Raw genomic sequence first — 19318 nt, forward strand, 5'->3', positions numbered from 1 at the left:
CCTGACATCGAGTAGAAGGAGCCGATCATGTCGGACAACGCAGAACGCCCCAGCCCGTTCACACGGCCCGGTTTCATCGCCGCAGCGATCGTGATCGTCATCATTCTTGTGGCGGGTGGCATCGCCGTGGTCTCGGGCCTCAACTCAAGGGCGACCCCGCACCCGACGGCGACCGAGACATCGGGTCCGATCGGCTCACCCGTTGATGAGAGCGTGTGCGGCCTCGACGGCTTCGAAACCGAGAGCACCCTCACGGCGGCCCCCGACAACGAGTGGGAACTCGTCGGGACAGTCGCCGCGCCGACGGACCCCGCGATCGGTCCCGGCGTCGTCGCCGATGGCTTCCGGTCGTGCTTCGCACACACCACCGAGGGAGCATTGTTTGCGACTGTGAACTTCCTTGCGCTGGGCACGGACAGCACAACTGGTCCGCGGCTTCCTGACCTAGTTGCAGCTGGGCCGGGCCGGGATGCTCTGCTCGAGCAGATAGCAAACGCCGGTCCTGGTGGCAGCACGTCCGATGTAAGGGGACAGATTGCCGGCTTCAAGATCGGCGCCTACTCGAGCTCGGCGGCGACGGTCGACCTGGCTATCAACTTCAACGACGGTCGACTCGCCAGCTTCCCGATCAAACTCACGTGGGAGGACGGCGACTGGAAGATTGTTCTCGCCGATGACGGCTCGCTCCCGCTTTCCCCGGCCGGGCTGCAGAGCCTCGGCGGGTACATCCCGTGGGGCGGAGCCTGATCATGGGGGCGGATGAGTGCGCGCCGTGGGACTTCTTCTGCGCTGGTGGAAACTTCATTGGCGACCTCGTCTCAACTGCCGCGAACAACACGCTGCAGCAGCTCGTCAATGAGGCGCTCGAAGGCTTTGGGCAGTCGCTCGCGAGCCTCGGCACGGTGTGGGTGACTGTACCGACGCCGGTTCTCAACGCCGGCACCGCGGTGACCTCGGGGACGCCCCCTGTGGGCGCCGAGGTCTCCACGATCCTCAGCTACGTCATGTGGATCGCTCTGGCGGTCTGCGCGTTGTCGATCATCGGCATCGCGGCGATGTTCGCCATCCGGCTTCGCCGCGGTGACGGCGGGCAGCTAGTCGGCCGCCTCGGCATCGTGTTCGCTGCTGTCATCCTCATCTCGGGGTCGGCGGGGCTGGTCTCGGCGCTGCTGCCTTCATCGGCGCCGGGCGGCTCCACGTCGGCGGTCGGGTTCCTACAAAACTCACTGTGGTATTTCGTCGGCGCGATGGCGGTCGTTTCCGTCATCATCGCCGGCCTCCGCATGGCGTGGGAGCAGCGGGCGAACCCAGGCCGGGAGCTCTTGCAGTCCCTGCTCACACTCGTAGTGGTCGCCGGCGCTGGGCTGACAGTGATCGGTCTCGCGGTTGCCGCAACGGACGCGTTCTCGATCTGGGTGCTGAATAGCGCAACGAGCTGCGATGTGTCCGACGCGGGTCAGTCGCAGTGTTTCGGCACGAACGTGGCGGCGATGATCGCCCTCAGCTCAACGTCTCCGCTCGGTCTGCTTCTCGTGCTGGTTCTCGCGGTGATCGCCATGCTGCTGGCGATCATGCAGGTGATCCTCATGGTGGTCCGCGGCGGTCTGCTGGTGATCCTGGCGGGAGTACTGCCCCTGACGGCGAGCTTCACGAACACACCTATGGGTCGCCAGTGGTTTCAGAAGGCGATTGGCTGGACGATCGCCTTCATCCTCTACAAGCCCGCGGCTGCGCTGATCTACGCGGCGGCGTTCTGGCTGGTCGGCTCTGACGCGTTCGCCGCGGACGGGAGCGGCCTGGTGGGGATATTGACCGGGATGGCGCTGATGGTCGTCGCTCTCGTCGCGCTACCAGCACTGATGCGCTTTGTGATGCCGATGACCGCCGCGGCGATCGGGGGCGGGGGCGGTCTTGCCGCGGGTGCGATGGCCGCGGGCATGGGGGCAGAGGCGGCCACCGGTGCGGTCTCTCGAGGGAGCTCGTCCTCGATGAGCCCCCCGTCGTCGGCAAGCGCTCCGAGCGGTGCCGCGATGGGTGGTGGCGGTGCCGGAGGTGGCGCAGCGGCAGGAGGTGGCGCAGCCGCAGGAGGTGGCGCAGCCGGTGGTGCCGCAGCCGGTGGTGCCGCAGCGGCGGGCGCCGCAGCAACGGGCGTAGGCATCCCGATCGCCGCGGCGATGGTCGTGGCTCAGGGTGCCAGCGCAGCGAAGTCCGGTCTAGAGTCCGCAGCCGCGAACTCGGCCGGAGAACCGACAGGAGCATAGGGAGCCCATGAGCGCGGCCACAGCAAACAGCAACGCGTCGCCTTCAGCGACGCGCACCTACGGTCACTGGAACCGACCCAAGACGCCGGGCCTCCTCGGCCTCGGCACGATCGGCACCGGGATCCTCCTGGTCGGTATTGGCATCACGGTCATCGTCTCGATCGTCTCCGGCCTGCTCGCCGCGTTTTTCGTGTTCCTCGCCGTCGCCGGTCTGCTGTTGACGATCGCGTTCCGTGACAAGCACGGACGATCCACCCTGAGTCGCGCAGTCACGTCCGCCGGCTGGGCCAGCACCAAGTCCCGTCGAAAGCACATCTACCGTTCCGGTCCGCTCGGGCGAGCGGATTGGGGCACGGTTCAACTACCCGGTCTCGCCGCAGGGTCGCGGCTCACCGAGTGGCGCGACTCGTATCAGCGCCCGTTCGCGCTGATCCAAGTCCCCTCGACGGGGCACTACACGGTCGTCATCGGCTCCGAGCCTGACGGGTCTTCGCTCGTCGATCGGGAGCAGGTAGACAACTGGGTAGCGGAGTGGGGGATGTGGCTCGCTCACGTCACCGACGAACCCGGCCTTGACGCGGTGTCGGTCACGATCGAGACGGCACCCGACACCGGTACCCGCCTGCGCCGGACGGTGGAGAAGGAGATGTCCCCGGATGCGCCCGAGTTCTCCCGGCAGCTGCTGAGCGGCCTCGTCGACGCGTATCCCGCTGGCGCCGCGGTCGTGCGCGCGTACGTCGCGCTCACCTTCAACGCGGCAGCCCGCACGGGCAGCCGCCGCCGAACACCAGACGAGATGGGTCGCGAACTCGCGTCTCGGATACCGGGTCTCACTCAGGCGCTCGGTGGAACGGGCGCGGGCGCGGTTCACCCGCTCAGCGCCCAGGAACTCTGCGAGGTGATCCGGGTCGCCTACGACCCGGCCGCAGCCTCGCTCATCGACGAGGCCAACGGTGCGGGCGAGCCGCCCGAGCTGTATTGGCCAGAAGTGGGGCCGGCCGCGCATCAGGCGTCGTGGGATGCGTACCGTCACGATTCCGCGACGTCGGTCACGTGGATGATGAGCACTGCCCCTCGAGGCAACGTGTCGTCGAGCGTCCTAGCGCGACTGATCGCCCCGCACCGCGACATCGCGCGTAAGCGCGTGACACTTCTCTACCGCCCGATCGACGCCGCGCGCGCCGCAGCGATCGTCGAGGCCGACGTGCGGGCTGCGACGTTCAACCTGACGGCATCCGACCGCCCCAGCGCTCGTCAGCAGTCGATGGCGCGAGCCGCCCACGCGACTGCGGCTGAGGAGGCGGCCGGTGCCGGGCTGGTGAACTTCGGCATGCTCGTCACCGCCACCGTCACCGACCCAGCGGGTGAGCACGACGCGCGCGCGGCGATCGACAACCTGTCGGCCACAGCACGCATCCGGATTCGCCCCGTGTACGGTTCGCAGGATTCGGCGTTCGCGGCCGCGCTCCCGCTCGGGCTGGTGCTGCCCAAGCACCTGCAGGTTCCAGCAGAAGTGCGGAGCCAACTGTGAGCAAGCGCAACCGGACACCTGGCGCTGCGACGGCCGCACCTCGACCGCCGCGCCGACCCGGATCGCGCGGATGGTGGCAGGCGGGCGCCGGCGGCGTCAGCGTCGTGCAGCCCGTCGACGAGTTCCGTGGCACCACCGTGCAGGTGTGCGGCCTCTGGCCGTACAGCGTCGGCGCCGGCACCCCGATGGTCGGCGTGCCCCTCGGCCTCAACCTCATCAACGGCGCGACCGTGTGCGCGGACCCGATCTCGTGGTTCCAGCACGGGCTCATCAGCAACCCTTCCGTCTTCGTCCTTGGTCTTCCAGGGCTGGGAAAAGCCCTCGACTTCGACACCATCGTTCCCACCCCTGGCGGTTACTCGACGATGGGTGAGCTGCAGCCGGGCGACTTCGTCCTGTCGCCTTCCGGGTCACCGGTTGCGGTGGTTGCCGTCTCGGACGTCATGACCGACCGTGACTGCTTCGAGCTGGAATTCTCCAGCGGGGAGAAGGTCGTCGCGGACGCGCAGCACCAGTGGGTGACGGCGACGGCCCGCCAGCGGGCACGGCAGACACCTGCCGCTCGAGCGCAGGCGTCGACCTACCAGCCGAAGCTGGGCCCGTCTGCGGTCGAGGCGCTGACCGCGGCTCGGCGATCGCTGGGGGAGATGTGCACTCGTATCGAGGTGGCTCGGGCTCTCGGATGGGACGACGCCGGCGGCCGAGCCCGCGTCTATAAGTGGGCTCAGCCTGTAGCGTCGCCAGATGCCGGCCGAACGGTGCGATACCCGACGGGGGCTCTGCTGGAGCAGATCGAGATTCAGTTGACCCGCACTGAGCGGGTCGCGGGTCTGGATGAACGGCGCATTGTCACCACCGAGCAGATCGCGGCCACACCGACCGCTGGGGGGAAGGTCAACCACAGCATCGCGGTGGCCGACCCGGTCGATTTCGGCGCTGCACCGCAGTGGAGCCTGCCGTCATGCACATGGTGCGGCGCGGGGGTGACGGCAGCAACTCGAGGCGCTGGACGCCTCTACTGCTCACAGAGCTGCAAAGACAAGACCTACCACTCCCGCCGCCGCGGGCTGACGCGGCAGGCGCATGTGCGGACCTCGGCGGCACTGCCGGTGCCCGGGTACACGTTGGGGTACTGGCTGGGCGACGGATCCGCCGGCACCGGCACGGTAACCACAGCCGACCCCGAAGTCTTCGACTTCATGGCGGATGAAGGCATCACCGCGACGAACCTCCAGACCCCCATGCGGTACCGGCTGAACACCGTCGATGGGGACCCCCTCTCGGTGGGCCTGCGACAACTCGGAATTCTGAGGACGAAACGCATCCCTCTCGGCTACCTCCGCGGCCCCGTGGAACTGCGACGTGCCGTTCTCGCAGGCCTGCTGGATAGCGACGGCACGGTGGCGCCCAACGGCGGGCAAGTTCAGTTCAACAACACCAACCGCGGCCTCGTCGACGACTTCGCCGAACTGGCCGCCTCCCTGGGGTATCGTCCGGCGATCGCGTTCAAGATGGCGGTGCTGAACGGCCGCGAAGTCGGCCCGGGCTGGCAGGTCGGATTCTCCACCGACCGGTCACCGTTCCGCCTGCGGCGCAAGAGCATCGCTCATGAGACCCGCAGCACCCACTACTCCGCGGCGCGGAACCGGGAACGATACATCGTCGCCGCCACGCGCGTACCGTCCCGACCGGTGCGCTGCATCCAGGTCGCTAACGATGACGGACTGTTCCTCGTGACGCGGTCCTACATCACGACCCACAACTCGACGATCATCCGCCGCATGGGTGCCGGCGGTGCGGGCTTCGGCGCGCTGCCCCTGGTGCTGGGCGACCTCAAGCCCGACTACGTGGAACTGATTCGAGCGATGGGTGGCCAGGTGATCCCGCTCGGCCGCGGCCGAGGGCACCTGAACGTCCTGGATCCCGGCGAGGCAACCGAGGCCGCTGAGCGGCTCCGAAAGGCGGGCAAGGAGAAGGAGCGGCTGCAGGTTCTCGCCGACGCTCACGGTCGCCGGCACACGATGGTGTCCGCGCTGCTGACGATCCTGCGGAAGGAACCGCCCACCGACCGTGAAGAGTCGATCATCGACCGAGCGCTGAAGGTGCTCGACGAGAAGCACAAAGGTGTTCCGGTGCTCGGCGACCTGCTGAAGGTCATCCAGGATGCTCCGCAGGAGATCCGCGACGTCGCCCTCGACCGCGGCGACCTGGCCCGGTACAAAGCGCTCACCGAGAACCTTGAGGCGTCGCTGATCAGCCTGACCTCCGGCGGGCGGCTGGGCGAGACGTTCGCCCACGCGACCGACGTGCCCATGATGCGCGACCGTCCGGTGGTCTACGACGTCTCGTCGATCGACGACTCAGACACCGACCTGCAGGCGGCGATCCTGCTGGCGTGCTGGTCCGCAGGCTTCGGCACCGTGAACGTGGCCAACGCGTTGGCCGACGCGGGCCTCGAGCCGCGTCGGCACTACTTCGTGATCCTCGACGAGTTGTGGCGTGCGCTGCGCGCCGGCAAGGGGATGGTCGATCGCGTCGACGCGCTGACCCGACTGAACCGGCAACGCGGTGTCGGGCTCGCGATGATCTCGCACACTATGAGCGACCTCCTGGCTCTCCCGAGTGAGGAGGACCGAATGAAGGCGCGCGGATTCGTCGAGCGTGCCGGCATGATCATCGCTGGCGGGCTGCCGAGCGCAGAGATGCCGATGCTCACCCAGGCGGTTCCGCTGTCGCGTGCCGAGCAGGAACTACTGATCTCCTGGCAGGACCCGCCGGCATGGGACAGCTCGACGGGTCGGGAGGCGGAGCCCCCTGGCCGGGGCCGGTTCCTGGTGAAGATCGGCGGGCACCCTGGCACTCCGTTGCGGGTGCAGTTGATGCCGATGGAACTCGAGGTGAACGACACCAACCGCATGTGGCACCCCGCGGCCCAGGAACCCGAGCTCGTGATCGTCGATGGGGACGGTGCCGCGTGAGCCAAGCGAACCGGCGGCAGGAACCGGGCCGATACGACGCCGGCACGGTCCTGCTGGCGATCGTCGTCGGGATCCTGCTGGCCGTTGTCGGGGTCGTCTGGGCCGCCGTGTCGATCGGCTCTGGCCTCGACGGGGTGAACCCGACGCTGCCACGGAACCCGGTCAACCTGTTCCTCGATCTGTTGCGAGGTCGGGTGGTGTGGCCGCCATCCGCTACCTGGTTGACGGTCGTGTTCTCGATCGTCGCTCTGGCGATCGTCACGGCCATCACCGTGGCGATCGTTCGCTTCCGTCGGCGGCGTAGCCGGGTGGACCGCAGTTCGGCGTACCTGGCCCGCGGCCGTGACCTGGCCGAGCTCGGTCGGAAGGGCGCGACGCGCACGGCGCAGCGGCTCGGCGTCACTGGGACGCCGGGCATCCCGCTGGGGAAGTCGATCCCGGGTGGGCAGCCGCTGTTCGCTTTGTGGGAGTACGTGATGATCGCCCTCGCGGGGCCGCGCGTCGGGAAGACTACGGCGCTGGTCATCCCGGCGATCCTCGAGGCGCCGGGCGCCGTCGTCACGACGTCGAACAAGCGCGACACGGTCGACGCGACGCGGGATCCCCGCTCCGCTCGAGGGGATGTGTGGATCTTCGACCCGCAGGGCATCGCGCTCGAGCAGCCCACCTGGTGGTGGAACCCGCTTTCCTATGTCAAGGATGACGTCAAGGCGTTCAAGCTCGCGGAACACTTCGCCTCGTCTGCCCGCGCCGACGGTGCCGTGCAGGATGCGTACTTCGAGCCTGCCGGGCAGGATCTTCTCGCGGGCATGTTGTTGGCGGCCGCGTTGGCCAAGCGCCCGATCACTCAGGTGTTCTCGTGGCTCTCCGAGCCCACCAACGAGGAGCCGGTCGACCTGCTGCGCCTGCACGAGTACGACCTGATCGCCGCGGATGTCGAAGGGATCGTCATGGCCCCTGAGAAGCAGCGCGGCGGCGTGTTCGGCACCGCACGTCAGATGGCGGCGTGCCTGAAGATTCAGGCCGTCGGGAAGTGGGTCACGCCGACCGGCGGCAACATGGCCGGCGATCGCCGACCGCACTTCGACCCGGATGCCTTCGTGCGCGGCACGGGCACGCTCTACTCGCTCTCCAAGGAGGGTCAGGGTTCAGCCGGCGCGCTTGTGACCGCTCTGACTGCCGCCGTTGTCGAGGCGGCCGAGGAGCTCGCCACGACTCAGGCCGGCGGGCGTCTGGCGACGCCGATGCTCGTCGTCCTCGACGAGGCGGCGAACGTCTGCCGGTGGAAGAACCTGCCCGACTTGTATTCGCACTACGGCTCGCGCGGCATCCCGATCATGTCGCTGTTTCAGTCCTGGGCTCAGGGGTCGGTCGTTTTCGGACGCGAGGGGATGCGGAAGCTCTGGTCCGCCTCGAATGTGAAGCTCTACCTTGGTGGCCTGTCCGAGGCTGAGTTCCTGCGGGAACTTTCCGAGCTCGTCGGCGATTACGACAAGGAGACGGCCTCGGTGAGCTTCAATAAGGGCCTGCGCTCGACGAGCCACCAGCTGCATCGCCAGCGGATTCTCGAACCGGCTGAGCTCGCGGCGCTCCCTCGAGGCCGCGCGGTGATGTTGTCTTCGGGCATGCCGGCAGCGCTCATCGAAACTGTGCCGTGGATGAGTGGGCGCCACCAGGCGGCGGTGCGCGCGTCCCTCGTGGCGCACGACCCGTCGATGCCGGTCCTGGCTACCGTGCAGCAGGCAGAGCCGATCGTTGCTTTCGTGCCGCCCGCACCCGCTGAGGGGGCGTCGTGAGCGACGCCCCCTCAGCGGGGGAGGCAGCGCCTGCGAAGCCCGGTCCGCTGCGTGGCAAGTTACCTCCACACCCCGCGACCGTTTCTGAGCCGTCGACGGCGGCGGCGTCCGACGTGCCGCAGCTCTACTTCGGGTCGGTGGACGAGTTCGTGCGCGAAAAGCTGCGCTACACCTACATCCGCCGCGTTGGCCCCGCGGGCTCTTACCGGTGGGCGGCCGAGTGGTGGAGGTTCCCGGAGGCGATCAGTCGCCTTGACTCGCTCTGGCGATCGTGGGAGGCGCTGCGCCTCGACGGGACGTTCGGCATGAGTGTGTGGTGGCGCGATCACGCGGACCACCACATGCGGATGCTGATGGCCACAGACGGTCCATTCGCGAACTCCCGCGACACGAACGAGGCCGACCCCGCGGTAGGGGCCCGGGCGATGGTCGGTAAGACCGCCGCTGACCGCGCGCCGATCGGCCCGCTGCCGTACGCGGCACCGCCGGCAGGTATGTTCATCGACGTCCGGACACTCGCCGGATGAGCGGCGGTCAGAGCGGCTGCATGATCCAGGTCACGAGCGCGGCGAGATCTTCGGTGAGCCGTTCGCTGTCGACGCTGAACCTGTGGTTGGCGCCGGGTCCGGTGCCTGCGTCCTTGGTGACCGTCACGAAGCCGAGATGCTGCAGCTCGCGCAACGCCTTGTACCCGGTGTCCGTGCCGAGGCCGGTCGCCTCGACTACCTCGGTCTTGCGGGATTCGGGATGGTTGATTACGAACCGGAGAACGAGAAGTCTCGCTGGTCCGCTCAGTGCCCGTTGTGCGGCAGCCACCCGAGGAGGCATGTCGGGTGTGAGGCGGGCGGGCATTGCTCCATCTTGCCGTAGCGCAGCTGCGGCCCGAAGGAGGGCCTCGTCGGGGTCTCTCATGGACGCTAGGCTATCGTTTACTCGAAGTAAACGATAAATGGGAACAAGGAGATCAGGGATGTTCACACGGATCAGGGCCGTGCTGTGGGGAAGTGTCAAGCGCCGGGTGCTGACCTCGGCCGCAACGCTCGTAGTCGTCGCTGGCCTAGTCGGCGGGGGAGTGGCCACAGCGGCCTGGGCCTCGCACAACGCCGCGCTCGAGTCGGCGATCGCCGCGCATGGCGACGCGTCTGCTGCCGAGGGCAGCTACCGAACCGTGGTCGACGTCGACGCCATCGCCGCGGCCGCGGATGCGACGGCGATCGCGGAGGCTTATGCCACTCTGCCGGCAGACCTCGCCGGCGTCGTCGACGCCGATGCGCTCGAGCAACTGACAATGTCGCTGACCGACCTCGAGGCGGCGCGGAGCGCTCTCGACGACCTGGTGCCGGCGGACCTCGCGCGGATCCCCGCAGCGCCGAACCCTGCCCTCTCCAACGCGGAGCTCACGGATCTCGCTGCGAACCTCGAGGCGACTGCGGACGCGTACCGCGACGCTGCCGATGACGTCACCACGCTCGTCGACGACCTGATGGCCGTGGTCGAGGAAACGTCCGCGGCACTCGTCGACGTCGCCGCGAGTGCGCCCGTCTCTGCCGAGGCTGCAATCGCCGCGGCGCCGAGTGCTGACCAGGGCAGCAAGGATGCCGTCACCGCGGCCGCGGTGGCCGCGGCCGACGCCCACACTGACGTCGCCGCGGCGCTGCTGACCTACCTCGAGGCTGTGAAGGCGATGCGAGCCGCTCACGATGCGGAAGAGGCGCGCAAGGCTCAGGAGGCCGCGGCGGCCGGGGGTAACGGCTCACCCGGCTCCGGCTCACCCGGCTCCGGCTCGCCCGGTTCGCCGGGCGGCGGCAACCCCGGCGGGGGCACGCCGCCCGACACCAAGCGATACGCCGACCCACGTGGTCCCTACTCCCCGGGCTGCTCCCTCGGCGGCGTGCTCTACACCGCGGATCCTGGCCCTGGTGGAACGGCGATCATCGGCTCAGTGACCATCCCATACGACTACCGGATCTCCGGAAACAACGTCGTCGTCTACGCGTGCTGGTAGCACGACAAGCATCCCGGCTTAACCAAGCCCGTCAGCTCCCAGCCTGACGGCAAGGGCGGCCGGGGAGGGTGCAACCTCCCCGGCCTTCCTCCCGAAATCCCACCTATGAAGCGCAACCCGAAAGGAATCAGTCGATGACTGACGCCACCCATCCTCTCCTGCCCGAAGCAAATGCGACCAGGAAGCGCCGCTGGCCTGCGCAGAACGCGGCCATCGCCGTGCTGTTGGTCGTCGGGTCGCTGCTGTCGCCGCTCGCTCCTGTTGAGTCGGCGGCCGCGGCCACGCACGGACCCGGCTACGACATCGGCCAGGGCTTCCTAGGGGCCTACAGCGTCTCGGGAGTGAACGTCTTCTGCCTCGAGGCGAACAAGGGGGCACCGCTCGCGACCTCGACGTATACCGGCACCGCCCCGTGGCACACCCTCGACGCGACCGGCAATGCGCGGGTCAACTGGGCGATCACCGCCTTCGGGCAGTCGTCTGACCCGAACCTGACCGCGGCGGTGAACATGTACGTGTGGAGCATCGCTGACCCGGTGGGCTACAACTCGCACGGGCAGTCGGGCGACACCTGGTACATCTTTCGGGCGCCGTCGTCGCAGCGTCCCGCGATCCTTGCGAACCTGGCCTCAATCCGTGCGCAGTCGGGCGGGATGTCAGCCGCGACCACAACCGGCTCTGGCTCGATGACCTTCCAGGTCGATCAACTCAACAACTTCGACGGCACGCTGACGGTGAGCCTCAACCCGAGCAACGCCTCGGGATCGGTCACCCTGGTGAACGGGGTGTTTCTCACCACCGACTCACCCACCATCGCCGGCGTGACGAACGGCGCCGTTCTCCCGGTTCGTGGTGTTCCCACGGCGGATGGCGCACCCTACAAGATCAGCGCCGTCGGCGACTTCGTTGCGCCCGGCGGCTACGCCGGCAACGTGTCGCAGTACTCCACCGGGTCGGCGCAGGTGCTCGGCGGGCCTGGGCAGTCCGGATCGGTCGCCATCCATCTGACCGCACTCGACCCGTTCGACCGCGCGAGTACGTTCCTCCCGGTGCTGACTTCGGAGGTGGCCTCGAGGTACATCGCTCCTGGCCAGCCGTTCACCGACACCTTCACATTCGATGTGACGTCCGACCCCGTGTCGGGGCTCGACAACGCCTGGTTGCAAAATGAGGCGGGCGAGTACGCGCGGATCACGGCGCGGGTGACGATCTATCAGACGACGTCGCCCGTGGTCGCCGGCGACCCGATCCCGGCGGATGCCGTCGTATTCGAGACGTTCACCGTCACCACGACCGACGCGGACGGGCCGACGGTGCCCTACACGGTGAGCACGACGGGGATCCCGTCGACGTCGGCCTACTACGTGGCGGTGTCGGAGATCCGCGCCGCCGATCAGTCGGTCGGTGTGCAGGCGTTCCTCCTGGATGACTACTTCTGGACGGACGGCTGGGGTGTTCCGGCAGAGACCGCGCTCGTGCCACCCTCGGGAACCTCAGAGGCGACAGCGCTGCAGACCACCGGTCAGCCGGTGATCGACACTGCGTTCCTGGAGGGTCTGCTCTTCGACGGAGCCGAGGTGCGGTTCAGCGCCTACCTCCGGCCCGCGGCCGCCGGCTTCCTCGAGTCGATCGACCCGAATGCGATCGACCCTGCTGCGGTGTGCACACCCGCGACCTTGGCGTACCAGGTGACTCAGCCAGCAACGTCCGATGCTGTGAGCTCGGGCCCGGTGACGTCGCTGCCAGCAGGTCTCTACGACTGGGTTATCGAGATCCTCGACGACGCCGGCGACGCGGTATTCACCGCGCCGTGCGGGGTGGTATCCGAGCGTTCGGAGATCCACGACGTGTTCGCGCCGGTGCTGACGTCCCAAGTCGCTTCGCCCTACATCGCAGGTGGCGCGCCGTTCGTCGATACCTTCACCTTCGATGTCGCCGGCGCCGGGCCCTGGCTCCGGTACGGCGGCGGGGAGTGGGCTCAGATCACCGCCCACGTCACCGTGTACGAGACGACTGAGCCGATCGTCGCCGGCGACCCGATCCCGGCGGATGCCGTCGTGTTCGAAGAGTTCGACATCACGACGTCGACGACCGACGGGCCGACCGTGCCCTACACGGTGAGCACGACGGAGATCCCGTCGACGTCGGCCTACTACGTGGCGGTGTCCCAGATCCTCCTCGAGGACCAGGCGCCCGAGCTCGCGCAGTTCCTTCCCACCGACTACTCGTGGTCGGACGGGTGGGGGGTCGCTGCTGAGACGGCGATCGTTCCGCCGGTCGGCCTGTCATCGGCTACGACGACGCAGGCGCAGGGGCTCCCGGTCGTGGATACGGCCTTCATCGACGGCCTGCTGTTCGCCGGCGCACAGGTGCGGTTCAGCGCATACCTGCGGCCGGCTGACGCTCCGGTCCTCGAGTCGGAAGATCCCCTCGAGGTGGATCCTGCCGCGGTCTGCACGCCGGGGAACCTCGCCTATCAAGTGACTCAGCCGGCGATGTCGGAGATCGTCGTTTCCGGCGAGGTCGACACGCTCCTGCCGGGTGTCTACGACTGGGTTATCGAGATCGTCGACGCCGGCGGGACGGTGGTGTTCGCCGCGGAGTGCGGCCTGGTCTCTGAGCGTTCGATCGTTCGTGACTTCCTCGTGGCCACGCTGGCCACCAATGGTGTCGCAGCCCCGGTGCACGACGTCGCCACGGTCTCCGGGTTGGTGGAGCCGGGCGACACGATCCGGTTCGAGGCCTACCGGCCGGCGTACGACAGCGACGGGGTGGCGGTGTGCGAGACGGCTAACCGTGTCTGGGCCGGCGAGCCGATCGACCTGGTGCCTGGTGTTGCGGATGACCTCGAGGTGACCGGTCAGGATGCTGCACTTCCTGCCGACAGGTATTGGTGGGTCGAGTCGATCGCACGCGTCGACGACACCGAGGTTCACCGTGGCGTGTGCGGCCTCGAGAACGAGACCAGCGTCGTGAAGCCCCCGCTGGCAGATACCGGGCAGGAGTCGGACCCGTGGTCCGTCGCCCTGTGGGCGGTGCGGGTGATCCTGCTGGGGCTGGCCACGGTCCTCGTGGCCTACGGGATACGTCGCCGCCGGATGACGTCGAGGTAGTCGCGCTCACTCGACGTCAGGGGCCGCTCTCGGGGGAGGGCGGCCCCTTCTTTTTGCCTACCGCGCGGAGCCGCCTTCTCTCTTCCCCGTCTCTTCCCCCTCACCCCCGCTTCCTAGCTGGAAGCGTGTCCGCGCTCGAGCGGCGGTCCAGGGTGCCCCGGCCGGGGCATCACCGCAGGTGACGCGTAGCGCCCTTGACTGCTGAGCGTGCGTGGTTGAGCCTCTCTGGGCGAAGCGGGGTGCTCTTGCCCTGCTCGTCGACGTGGCCCGTACGATCTACCGATGGCGATAAGGCCGTCTGAACACAACGGTGGGTGGCTCTATGCCGAGCCCGAGGTCTCGCCGGCGCGCGACGACAATCGGGTCGGCAAGTGGCTGGTGTACGTGTCGCGCGAGCACGTCGACGCGCTGTGGGAAAGGATCAGCGCCGAAGTCGCGGAAGGTCGCCTCGGGGTTTCCGCGAAGGTCTCCACGGGACCCGGAAGCCCGCTCGCGCACGATGATGGCTCCTACGTCGTCATCGTCTACTGCGCCGACTGGCGCGACCTCGCGCAGGTCCGCACCGCGCTCGCAAGCCTGCGCGAGCTCGGTGTCGTGCAGCGACTGTCCTTCAAGCGCGATCGCGACACGCGAGCCAGCAAGTACATCGTGAAAGGCGCCCGCAACGTCTCCGTGTGGGGGTCCGGGGCTGGCGACACGATCGAGACGAAGTGGGTTGGCGACGGCAGGACGTGGGTCACCGTCACAGACGAGAACCGAGCCGACGTGGTCGGCGAGATCGAAGAGCAAGACGACATCGCGGCGAGCCTAGCGACCCGCTGGCTTGGCGGTTACCCGGCCGAGCCGGACGACGGGTGGGTGGCGCTCGAGGAACGACCAGGCGGCGGCTACGACGAGCACCGAGTCGCCCCCAACGGCGCGCAGGCCTGGTACCGCTTCGGGCAGCTTCACCGGGAGGATGGCCCGGCGTACCTCGGGGCCGACGGCGCCGGCGAGTGGTGGTTCCTCGGCCGACGGTACAAGACCGAGGCCGGGTGGGCGCAGGCGGTGAGCTACCCCGGCTAGATGCGGCTGGTCCGTCGCTCGAGTTCGCGCCGGAGCATCGGTGGGGAGGCGGTCGGCTCCGTCTGACCGCCCGCGTAGACGCGTCTCCACCCCTTCTGATAGAATACTGAGGTTCTCTCATAAGCGACGTTATGACAGCTTGGCCGCCGGGGACTGCCCGGATGTCCCCCAAATGCCCCTCGCGGCCGACAGGCGCCGCGGCGTACCGTGACCGCCACGAGGTGCCTAGCCAGGCACCGGGCGGAAAGGGAAACCGTGATGGAGATGAAGTTTCGGAAGCACCATGCGAGAGCAGCGCGGGTAACAGCCACGCTCGCCGCGACGGTCGGGCTCGTGCTCGCTGTGGGCCTCGCGCCCGCCAGCGCGCACCCGCTCGACAACACTGATCCGGGCGCGACCGGCTGTTCCAGCGGCTCGTCTTCGATCTACAGCAGGACGATCTACAGCGGCGGAACCGCTATCGGGCTGATGGAGGTCCGGTACTCCCCGTCGTGCGGGACCAACTGGGTTCGCGTCAACAACTACGGCTACTACCCGCGCGCCGGCAAGCTGATCTACGTGGCACCCTCGGGCGCGTACAACTACACCGGCGACAGCTACGTGGGCTGGAGCTACGGGATGCAGGTGTACGCTCCCGGCTCGACATGCATCAACGTCGAGGGCACGATCCGCAACAGTTCGGACGCCGTGGTCGGTACGACGGGCGTCATCCAGCTCTGCTAGAGACGCGAGCGCGCTCAGTCGGGAGGGTCGGGCAGCGCCCGGCCCTCCCGGTCGTTAACCGGCGATGGGGATCCCGCCGAAGTCGGGGCTGCGGTTGAGCTCGTGCTGCTGCTCGTGCCACCGGAAGGTGTAGCCGGCAGCGGCGAGGGCCTCGATGCCCTCGCCGGCGACAACGCCGATGTCGAGGTCGACGATCCGCGATTCGGCGTTCCGGCCGACCGCAGGGTGGACGGTGCAGTGCGCGGACTTCAGCGCGGCGCGCAGCTGGTCCGCCTGGTGGTCGTCGGCGGCCCAGACCCACGTCATGCGGGGACTGGTCGATAGCTGTAGTTCGCTCGAGGTCACGCGCTCACCGTAGGAGGCGGCGCCGACGTTCATCCACAGATCGCAGTCAGCCCTCCCGCTGGAGGACGCGGCGCGGTATCGTGCCAACATCCGGGGCCCGCATTCCCTGATCCGCTGGGCGGTCGGACAGGGCCGGGACGATCTCTGATGGATCGCCCCGGCCCGATCTCCAGACGCCGACCCTGTTCGGCTACCGGCCCCGCTCGGGCTGGCGTTCCGGCGCGGCCGTCGGCACCTTCGTACGAGACGACTTCGTGCGGGAGCCGCGCACGGCTTCGCGCGGGTGCTTGCCGTTGTCGACGTCGGCCTGAGTCCACGCGGCGGCCGCGGCAGGCGCGTCCGGACCTTCGATCGCAGCGGCGTGCTCTCCGCGCCGCTGCGCCGAGTCCCACGACACCTCGGCGTCATGCTCAACTTCCGCGGCCAGGTCGCGGAGATCCTCGGAGTCGGCCTCGTCGACCTGGTCGGCCTGCAGCTCGAGGAACTCTGCCTCGAGCGCCAGCCCGGTCGCGACGTCTCGCTCTTCGGTCGCGAGCCCTTCCTGTTCTTCCTGCTCCCCACGGGCCCGCTCCGTCGCCTCGAGGCGGGCGGCAACCACGGAGGGGTCGGCGCCCCACTCGTTCACGTCGATGTCGTAGCGATCGCGCAGCTCCTGCTTGATGCGCGATTCGGCGTCGCGCGCAGGCTGGTCCTCGTCACGCCACGCGACGGCGGTTTCGTACACACGTGCGACGTCGCGCACGTTCGCTTGGTCCCACCAGGACGAGTTGTGCACGACCGCGAGCTCGGCTCGCGCCGTCGCACGCTCCGCGTCGAGTTGAGCCTGGAAGAACCGAGCCTGCTCGAGGTCGGCGCGCGTCGCCTGCTGCGTTCGATCCTGCCGACGCTGTACCGCCGATCGTGCAGACTGAGCGGCCATCATCAGCATCATCCGGATGTTGCCCTCGGCCTCGTCGAGGACACCATCACCGTTTGCATCCGCCATCCCTGTTCCCCTATCTCTCGGTTATCTCTCGGTGCCGCGCTCAGGCGGCAACGTCGGTACGTTCGGCCGTGGCTTGAGCGGCGTGGGAAGCGGGCTCCCCATCGGGCGCGAGAGGTTCTCGCCGCCAAGACCGCGAGGCAGAGCCATCGACGTCGGCTCCGTCCCGGCGCCGACGAGTTCGGGCATGCGGCGCCGAACGGCGTCGAGCCGGCCCTCAAGCGAACCGCGCAGCTGAGCAGCGCGCTGGCTTTCCTGCACGGCCTCGTGCATCGTCCTGATCGCCGTGGCTACGTGCATCAGCTGGCGGAACAGCATCGCCTCGGCCTGAGTGCCCTGGCCCGAGCTCGTGGCCATCGCCAGCAGGGACGCGGCGCCGGCGATGGAGCGCAGCCCGCGCGACGTCCGCGGCCGGACGTCGCGCGCTCGGACCTGAGCCGTGCGCGCCAGGGTCCGCGACGCTTCGGCGAGCGGACCGGGCACAGGCTCCACCCGCTGGGACCATGCGGCGAACGCGCCGCTGGTTTCCCGCGCGACCCGCGACCACGCAGCTCGGTCGGTGGGGTCGATGGACGCGAGGTCGTCGCGTAGCCGGCGCACGTCGTCGGTGTACTGCCGCCATACCTCGGGGCCGGGCTCGTGCTGCTCGCGGCCGGGGGCGACGGGCGTGTATCTCATCGGGTTTCGCCACGTCGCCCGCCACTCGTCGACGCCCGCCTGGGCGGCCTGCGGAGTATCCGGCCAGCCGTCGCGCAGCCGCGGCAAGGTCAGATCGCGTGCGAGCCGGCCGCCGCCGTGCCAGACGATCGGCTCCCCCTCGCGAGGTCGCAGTGCCACCGAGTAGCCGGCCACGACGTCGTCGCGGTCGGCGGCGAACCTGGGCCGCACGAGGACGCCGGCCTGGTGGAGCCGGCGCACGAACTCGCCCTCGTCGACGGATGCCGCCGCGACCGCGCGCACGCTCCGCTCGAGCCGGACGGATGCGACCACAGGCTCGCCTTCGCGTTCCGCGACCCCGCGCTCCGCGGCGCTCTCTCCGCGCATGGCCATGTCCGATGTGCGGGACTCGAGCACCTGTAGCCCGTGCTCCTGCTCGAGCTCGCGGGCGATCGACTGAGCCCGCGAGTAGTCGTGATGGATCGACGCCTTGGTGCCGTCCTCGCGCACCAGGTTGACCGCGATGTGGATGTGGTCGTTGCCAGCGGCCGAGAGTCCGTGCCGCACTGCGACCCACCGGCAGCCGGCTTTCCCGGATGCCTCGGTGAATCCCATCCGGTCGACGAAGTCCTGCGCGATCGTCGCCCACTGCTCGTCGGTCTTCTGCCCCTCTTCGGCTTTCAAGCTCAGCGACGCGTGCCACACGTGGCCGCCGTTCACTTCGACGCCGAACGCGGTTCGCGGCTCGTCGAGATCCCGCGCGATCGCGAGAGCCGTGGCCCTGTCCAACTCGGCGTCGCCGTAGAAGGTGAACGTCGCGCTGTCACCGTTCACCAGGTGCGGCTCGGTATGCACGTTGTGAGTGCGCTCCGCATCCGTGTCCGCGAGGTAGGCCAGCAGACCGCCCATGCGGTCGCCTCGCGTGACGTTCGGCATCACGAGTCGGCCAACCGATCGACGGCCTCGCGGATCCGCGGGTACAGCCTCCGGAACTCCGCGACGACGGCCTCAGCCTCGCGCGGGAACGTCCTCTCAGTGTTGGCGAACTTCGCCAGCTGGTTCACGTTGTTCGCGATCGTGCCGACCTCGCGACGCAGCAGAAACAGGCTGGCGATCGCCGCCTTCCGCTCCGTGCTGGTCTCCACGTGCGCACTCTTCGCAGACTCGTGCAGCAGTCTCGGCACGGTCATGCCGGCAGCCTTCGCCTTCGCGATGAGCTCGGCATCCTCGGTTGCGGTGACCGTAACCGGGTACCGCTTCGTGCGCCGCTCCCCCGACGCGTTCGCACGACGTCGACGACCAAAAAGGGGACCACTCCCCCGGTCGTTCTCAGCCTCGCCCACGGTCCCCTCCGTCTCTCGGCCCAGCGCAGCGACCCCACCTCGAGGTGGGGCGTCATACGCCAGTATGCCCGCGCTCAACGACGCGCGTCCAGCTTTGAGAGCGGTTTATGGAACATAAACTTATAGCTTGCTCCGACCGGGACTCCATCCCCAACGGCGCGATAGCGACGTCCACGGCAAAGCGAGCTGGGGATGCCGAGAGGTCTCCTCGCGGCGACCGGCACACGTTGCCGAGGTGGTTGGTTGCACTCCGCTCCGGCGCCGTCAAGGGCGCTCCAGCGGCCCCTCCGGAGTCCCACGGGCGGCTGGGGAAGGAACTCCGTTCCTGTGGTCCAAGACCCCGCCGCGGTGGGGAGGGGCCGCTTCCGCGTCCGCAAGCGGATCGCCGCGAGCGGCGACCCCTGACAACGCCTCCTCTGCATGCACCCGGGCAGGGGCGCACCGATGGCAGGCCATCGGCGCAACGCCGAGGACACCGAGAGGATGACCATGAACCGCCCAGATGAAACAGTCACCGTC

At 68.6% G+C, this 19318-nt stretch carries 15 protein-coding genes; 10 read left to right on the top strand and 5 right to left on the bottom strand.

Going from position 1 to position 19318, the window contains the following annotated elements:
* Positions 1-27 precede the first annotated feature (27 nt).
* The 6 genes from ABIR17_RS12905 to ABIR17_RS12930 are packed head-to-tail and all read left to right on the top strand — an operon-like array spanning position 28 to position 9093.
* On the top strand, positions 28-747 hold the full coding sequence (locus ABIR17_RS12905; protein ID WP_348004811.1) for a hypothetical protein: 720 nt from the start codon (positions 28-30) through the stop codon (positions 745-747).
* Positions 732-2261, top strand: a complete 1530-nt coding sequence (locus ABIR17_RS12910; protein ID WP_348004812.1) for a hypothetical protein — start codon at positions 732-734, stop codon at positions 2259-2261. The genes ABIR17_RS12905 and ABIR17_RS12910 overlap by 16 nt, the downstream gene beginning before the upstream one ends.
* 7 nt (positions 2262-2268) lie before the next feature.
* Positions 2269-3792, top strand: a complete 1524-nt coding sequence (locus ABIR17_RS12915; protein ID WP_348004813.1) for an SCO6880 family protein — start codon at positions 2269-2271, stop codon at positions 3790-3792.
* Entirely contained in the window at positions 3789-6770 is a 2982-nt protein-coding gene (locus ABIR17_RS12920; RefSeq protein ID WP_348004814.1) for an LAGLIDADG family homing endonuclease, read from the top strand. The genes ABIR17_RS12915 and ABIR17_RS12920 overlap by 4 nt, the downstream gene beginning before the upstream one ends.
* A complete protein-coding gene (locus ABIR17_RS12925) occupies positions 6767-8566 on the top strand; it encodes a TraM recognition domain-containing protein (RefSeq protein WP_348004815.1) in 1800 nt (599 codons plus the stop codon). Before ABIR17_RS12920 ends, ABIR17_RS12925 begins: the two co-directional genes overlap by 4 nt.
* Positions 8563-9093, top strand: coding sequence for a DUF4913 domain-containing protein (locus tag ABIR17_RS12930; protein WP_348004816.1), 531 nt, complete (start codon positions 8563-8565; stop codon positions 9091-9093). Before ABIR17_RS12925 ends, ABIR17_RS12930 begins: the two co-directional genes overlap by 4 nt.
* Before the next feature lie 7 nt (positions 9094-9100).
* On the opposite strand, the gene ABIR17_RS12935 is transcribed toward ABIR17_RS12930, so the two are convergent.
* Positions 9101-9418 carry a hypothetical protein gene (locus ABIR17_RS12935; RefSeq protein ID WP_348004817.1) on the bottom strand — a complete coding sequence of 106 codons (318 nt, stop codon included), beginning with the start codon at positions 9416-9418 and terminating at the stop codon, positions 9101-9103.
* A gap of 118 nt (positions 9419-9536) precedes the next feature.
* Between ABIR17_RS12935 and ABIR17_RS12940 the strand changes: the two genes are divergently transcribed.
* The 4 genes from ABIR17_RS12940 (at position 9537) to ABIR17_RS12955 (ending at position 15472) form a co-directional block, all read left to right on the top strand.
* Entirely contained in the window at positions 9537-10571 is a 1035-nt protein-coding gene (locus tag ABIR17_RS12940) for a hypothetical protein (protein WP_348004818.1), read from the top strand.
* Positions 10572-10705: 134 nt separating this feature from the next.
* Complete coding sequence (locus ABIR17_RS12945) at positions 10706-13684, top strand: hypothetical protein (RefSeq protein ID WP_348004819.1); 2979 nt, start codon at positions 10706-10708, stop codon at positions 13682-13684.
* Between the two features lie 282 nt (positions 13685-13966).
* Positions 13967-14749, top strand: a complete 783-nt coding sequence (locus ABIR17_RS12950) for a putative phosphothreonine lyase domain-containg protein (RefSeq protein WP_348004820.1) — start codon at positions 13967-13969, stop codon at positions 14747-14749.
* A gap of 264 nt (positions 14750-15013) precedes the next feature.
* Positions 15014-15472, top strand: a complete 459-nt coding sequence (locus ABIR17_RS12955; protein ID WP_348004821.1) for a DUF2690 domain-containing protein — start codon at positions 15014-15016, stop codon at positions 15470-15472.
* A 54-nt stretch (positions 15473-15526) separates the two neighbouring features.
* Here the strand turns inward: ABIR17_RS12955 and ABIR17_RS12960 are convergent, their stop codons facing one another.
* From ABIR17_RS12960 to ABIR17_RS12975, 4 genes are all read right to left on the bottom strand, one after another.
* Positions 15527-15850, bottom strand: coding sequence for a hypothetical protein (locus tag ABIR17_RS12960; RefSeq protein ID WP_348004822.1), 324 nt, complete (start codon positions 15848-15850; stop codon positions 15527-15529).
* A 157-nt stretch (positions 15851-16007) separates the two neighbouring features.
* Positions 16008-16802, bottom strand: a complete 795-nt coding sequence (locus ABIR17_RS12965; RefSeq protein ID WP_348004823.1) for a hypothetical protein — start codon at positions 16800-16802, stop codon at positions 16008-16010.
* 21 nt (positions 16803-16823) lie between these two features.
* Positions 16824-18392, bottom strand: coding sequence for a relaxase/mobilization nuclease domain-containing protein (locus ABIR17_RS12970; RefSeq protein WP_348004824.1), 1569 nt, complete (start codon positions 18390-18392; stop codon positions 16824-16826).
* Positions 18392-18799 carry a MobC family plasmid mobilization relaxosome protein gene (locus tag ABIR17_RS12975; protein ID WP_348004825.1) on the bottom strand — a complete coding sequence of 136 codons (408 nt, stop codon included), beginning with the start codon at positions 18797-18799 and terminating at the stop codon, positions 18392-18394. The genes ABIR17_RS12970 and ABIR17_RS12975 overlap by 1 nt, the downstream gene beginning before the upstream one ends.
* Between the last annotated feature and the right edge of the window lie 519 nt (positions 18800-19318).

Origin of the sequence: Pseudolysinimonas sp. (assembly GCF_039912695.1) — a bacterium.
Classification (GTDB): domain Bacteria; phylum Actinomycetota; class Actinomycetes; order Actinomycetales; family Microbacteriaceae; genus Pseudolysinimonas_A.

Coding starts and splice junctions, on each gene's coding strand:
- ABIR17_RS12905 (WP_348004811.1), top strand. CDS start 28: ATGTCGGACAACGCAGAACGCCCCAGCCCGTTCACACGGCCCGGTTTC.
- ABIR17_RS12915 (WP_348004813.1), top strand. CDS start 2,269: ATGAGCGCGGCCACAGCAAACAGCAACGCGTCGCCTTCAGCGACGCGC.
- ABIR17_RS12935 (WP_348004817.1), bottom strand. CDS start 9,418: ATGCCCGCCCGCCTCACACCCGACATGCCTCCTCGGGTGGCTGCCGCA.
- ABIR17_RS12940 (WP_348004818.1), top strand. CDS start 9,537: ATGTTCACACGGATCAGGGCCGTGCTGTGGGGAAGTGTCAAGCGCCGG.
- ABIR17_RS12945 (WP_348004819.1), top strand. CDS start 10,706: ATGACTGACGCCACCCATCCTCTCCTGCCCGAAGCAAATGCGACCAGG.
- ABIR17_RS12950 (WP_348004820.1), top strand. CDS start 13,967: ATGGCGATAAGGCCGTCTGAACACAACGGTGGGTGGCTCTATGCCGAG.
- ABIR17_RS12955 (WP_348004821.1), top strand. CDS start 15,014: ATGAAGTTTCGGAAGCACCATGCGAGAGCAGCGCGGGTAACAGCCACG.
- ABIR17_RS12960 (WP_348004822.1), bottom strand. CDS start 15,850: ATGAACGTCGGCGCCGCCTCCTACGGTGAGCGCGTGACCTCGAGCGAA.
- ABIR17_RS12965 (WP_348004823.1), bottom strand. CDS start 16,802: ATGGCGGATGCAAACGGTGATGGTGTCCTCGACGAGGCCGAGGGCAAC.
- ABIR17_RS12970 (WP_348004824.1), bottom strand. CDS start 18,392: ATGCCGAACGTCACGCGAGGCGACCGCATGGGCGGTCTGCTGGCCTAC.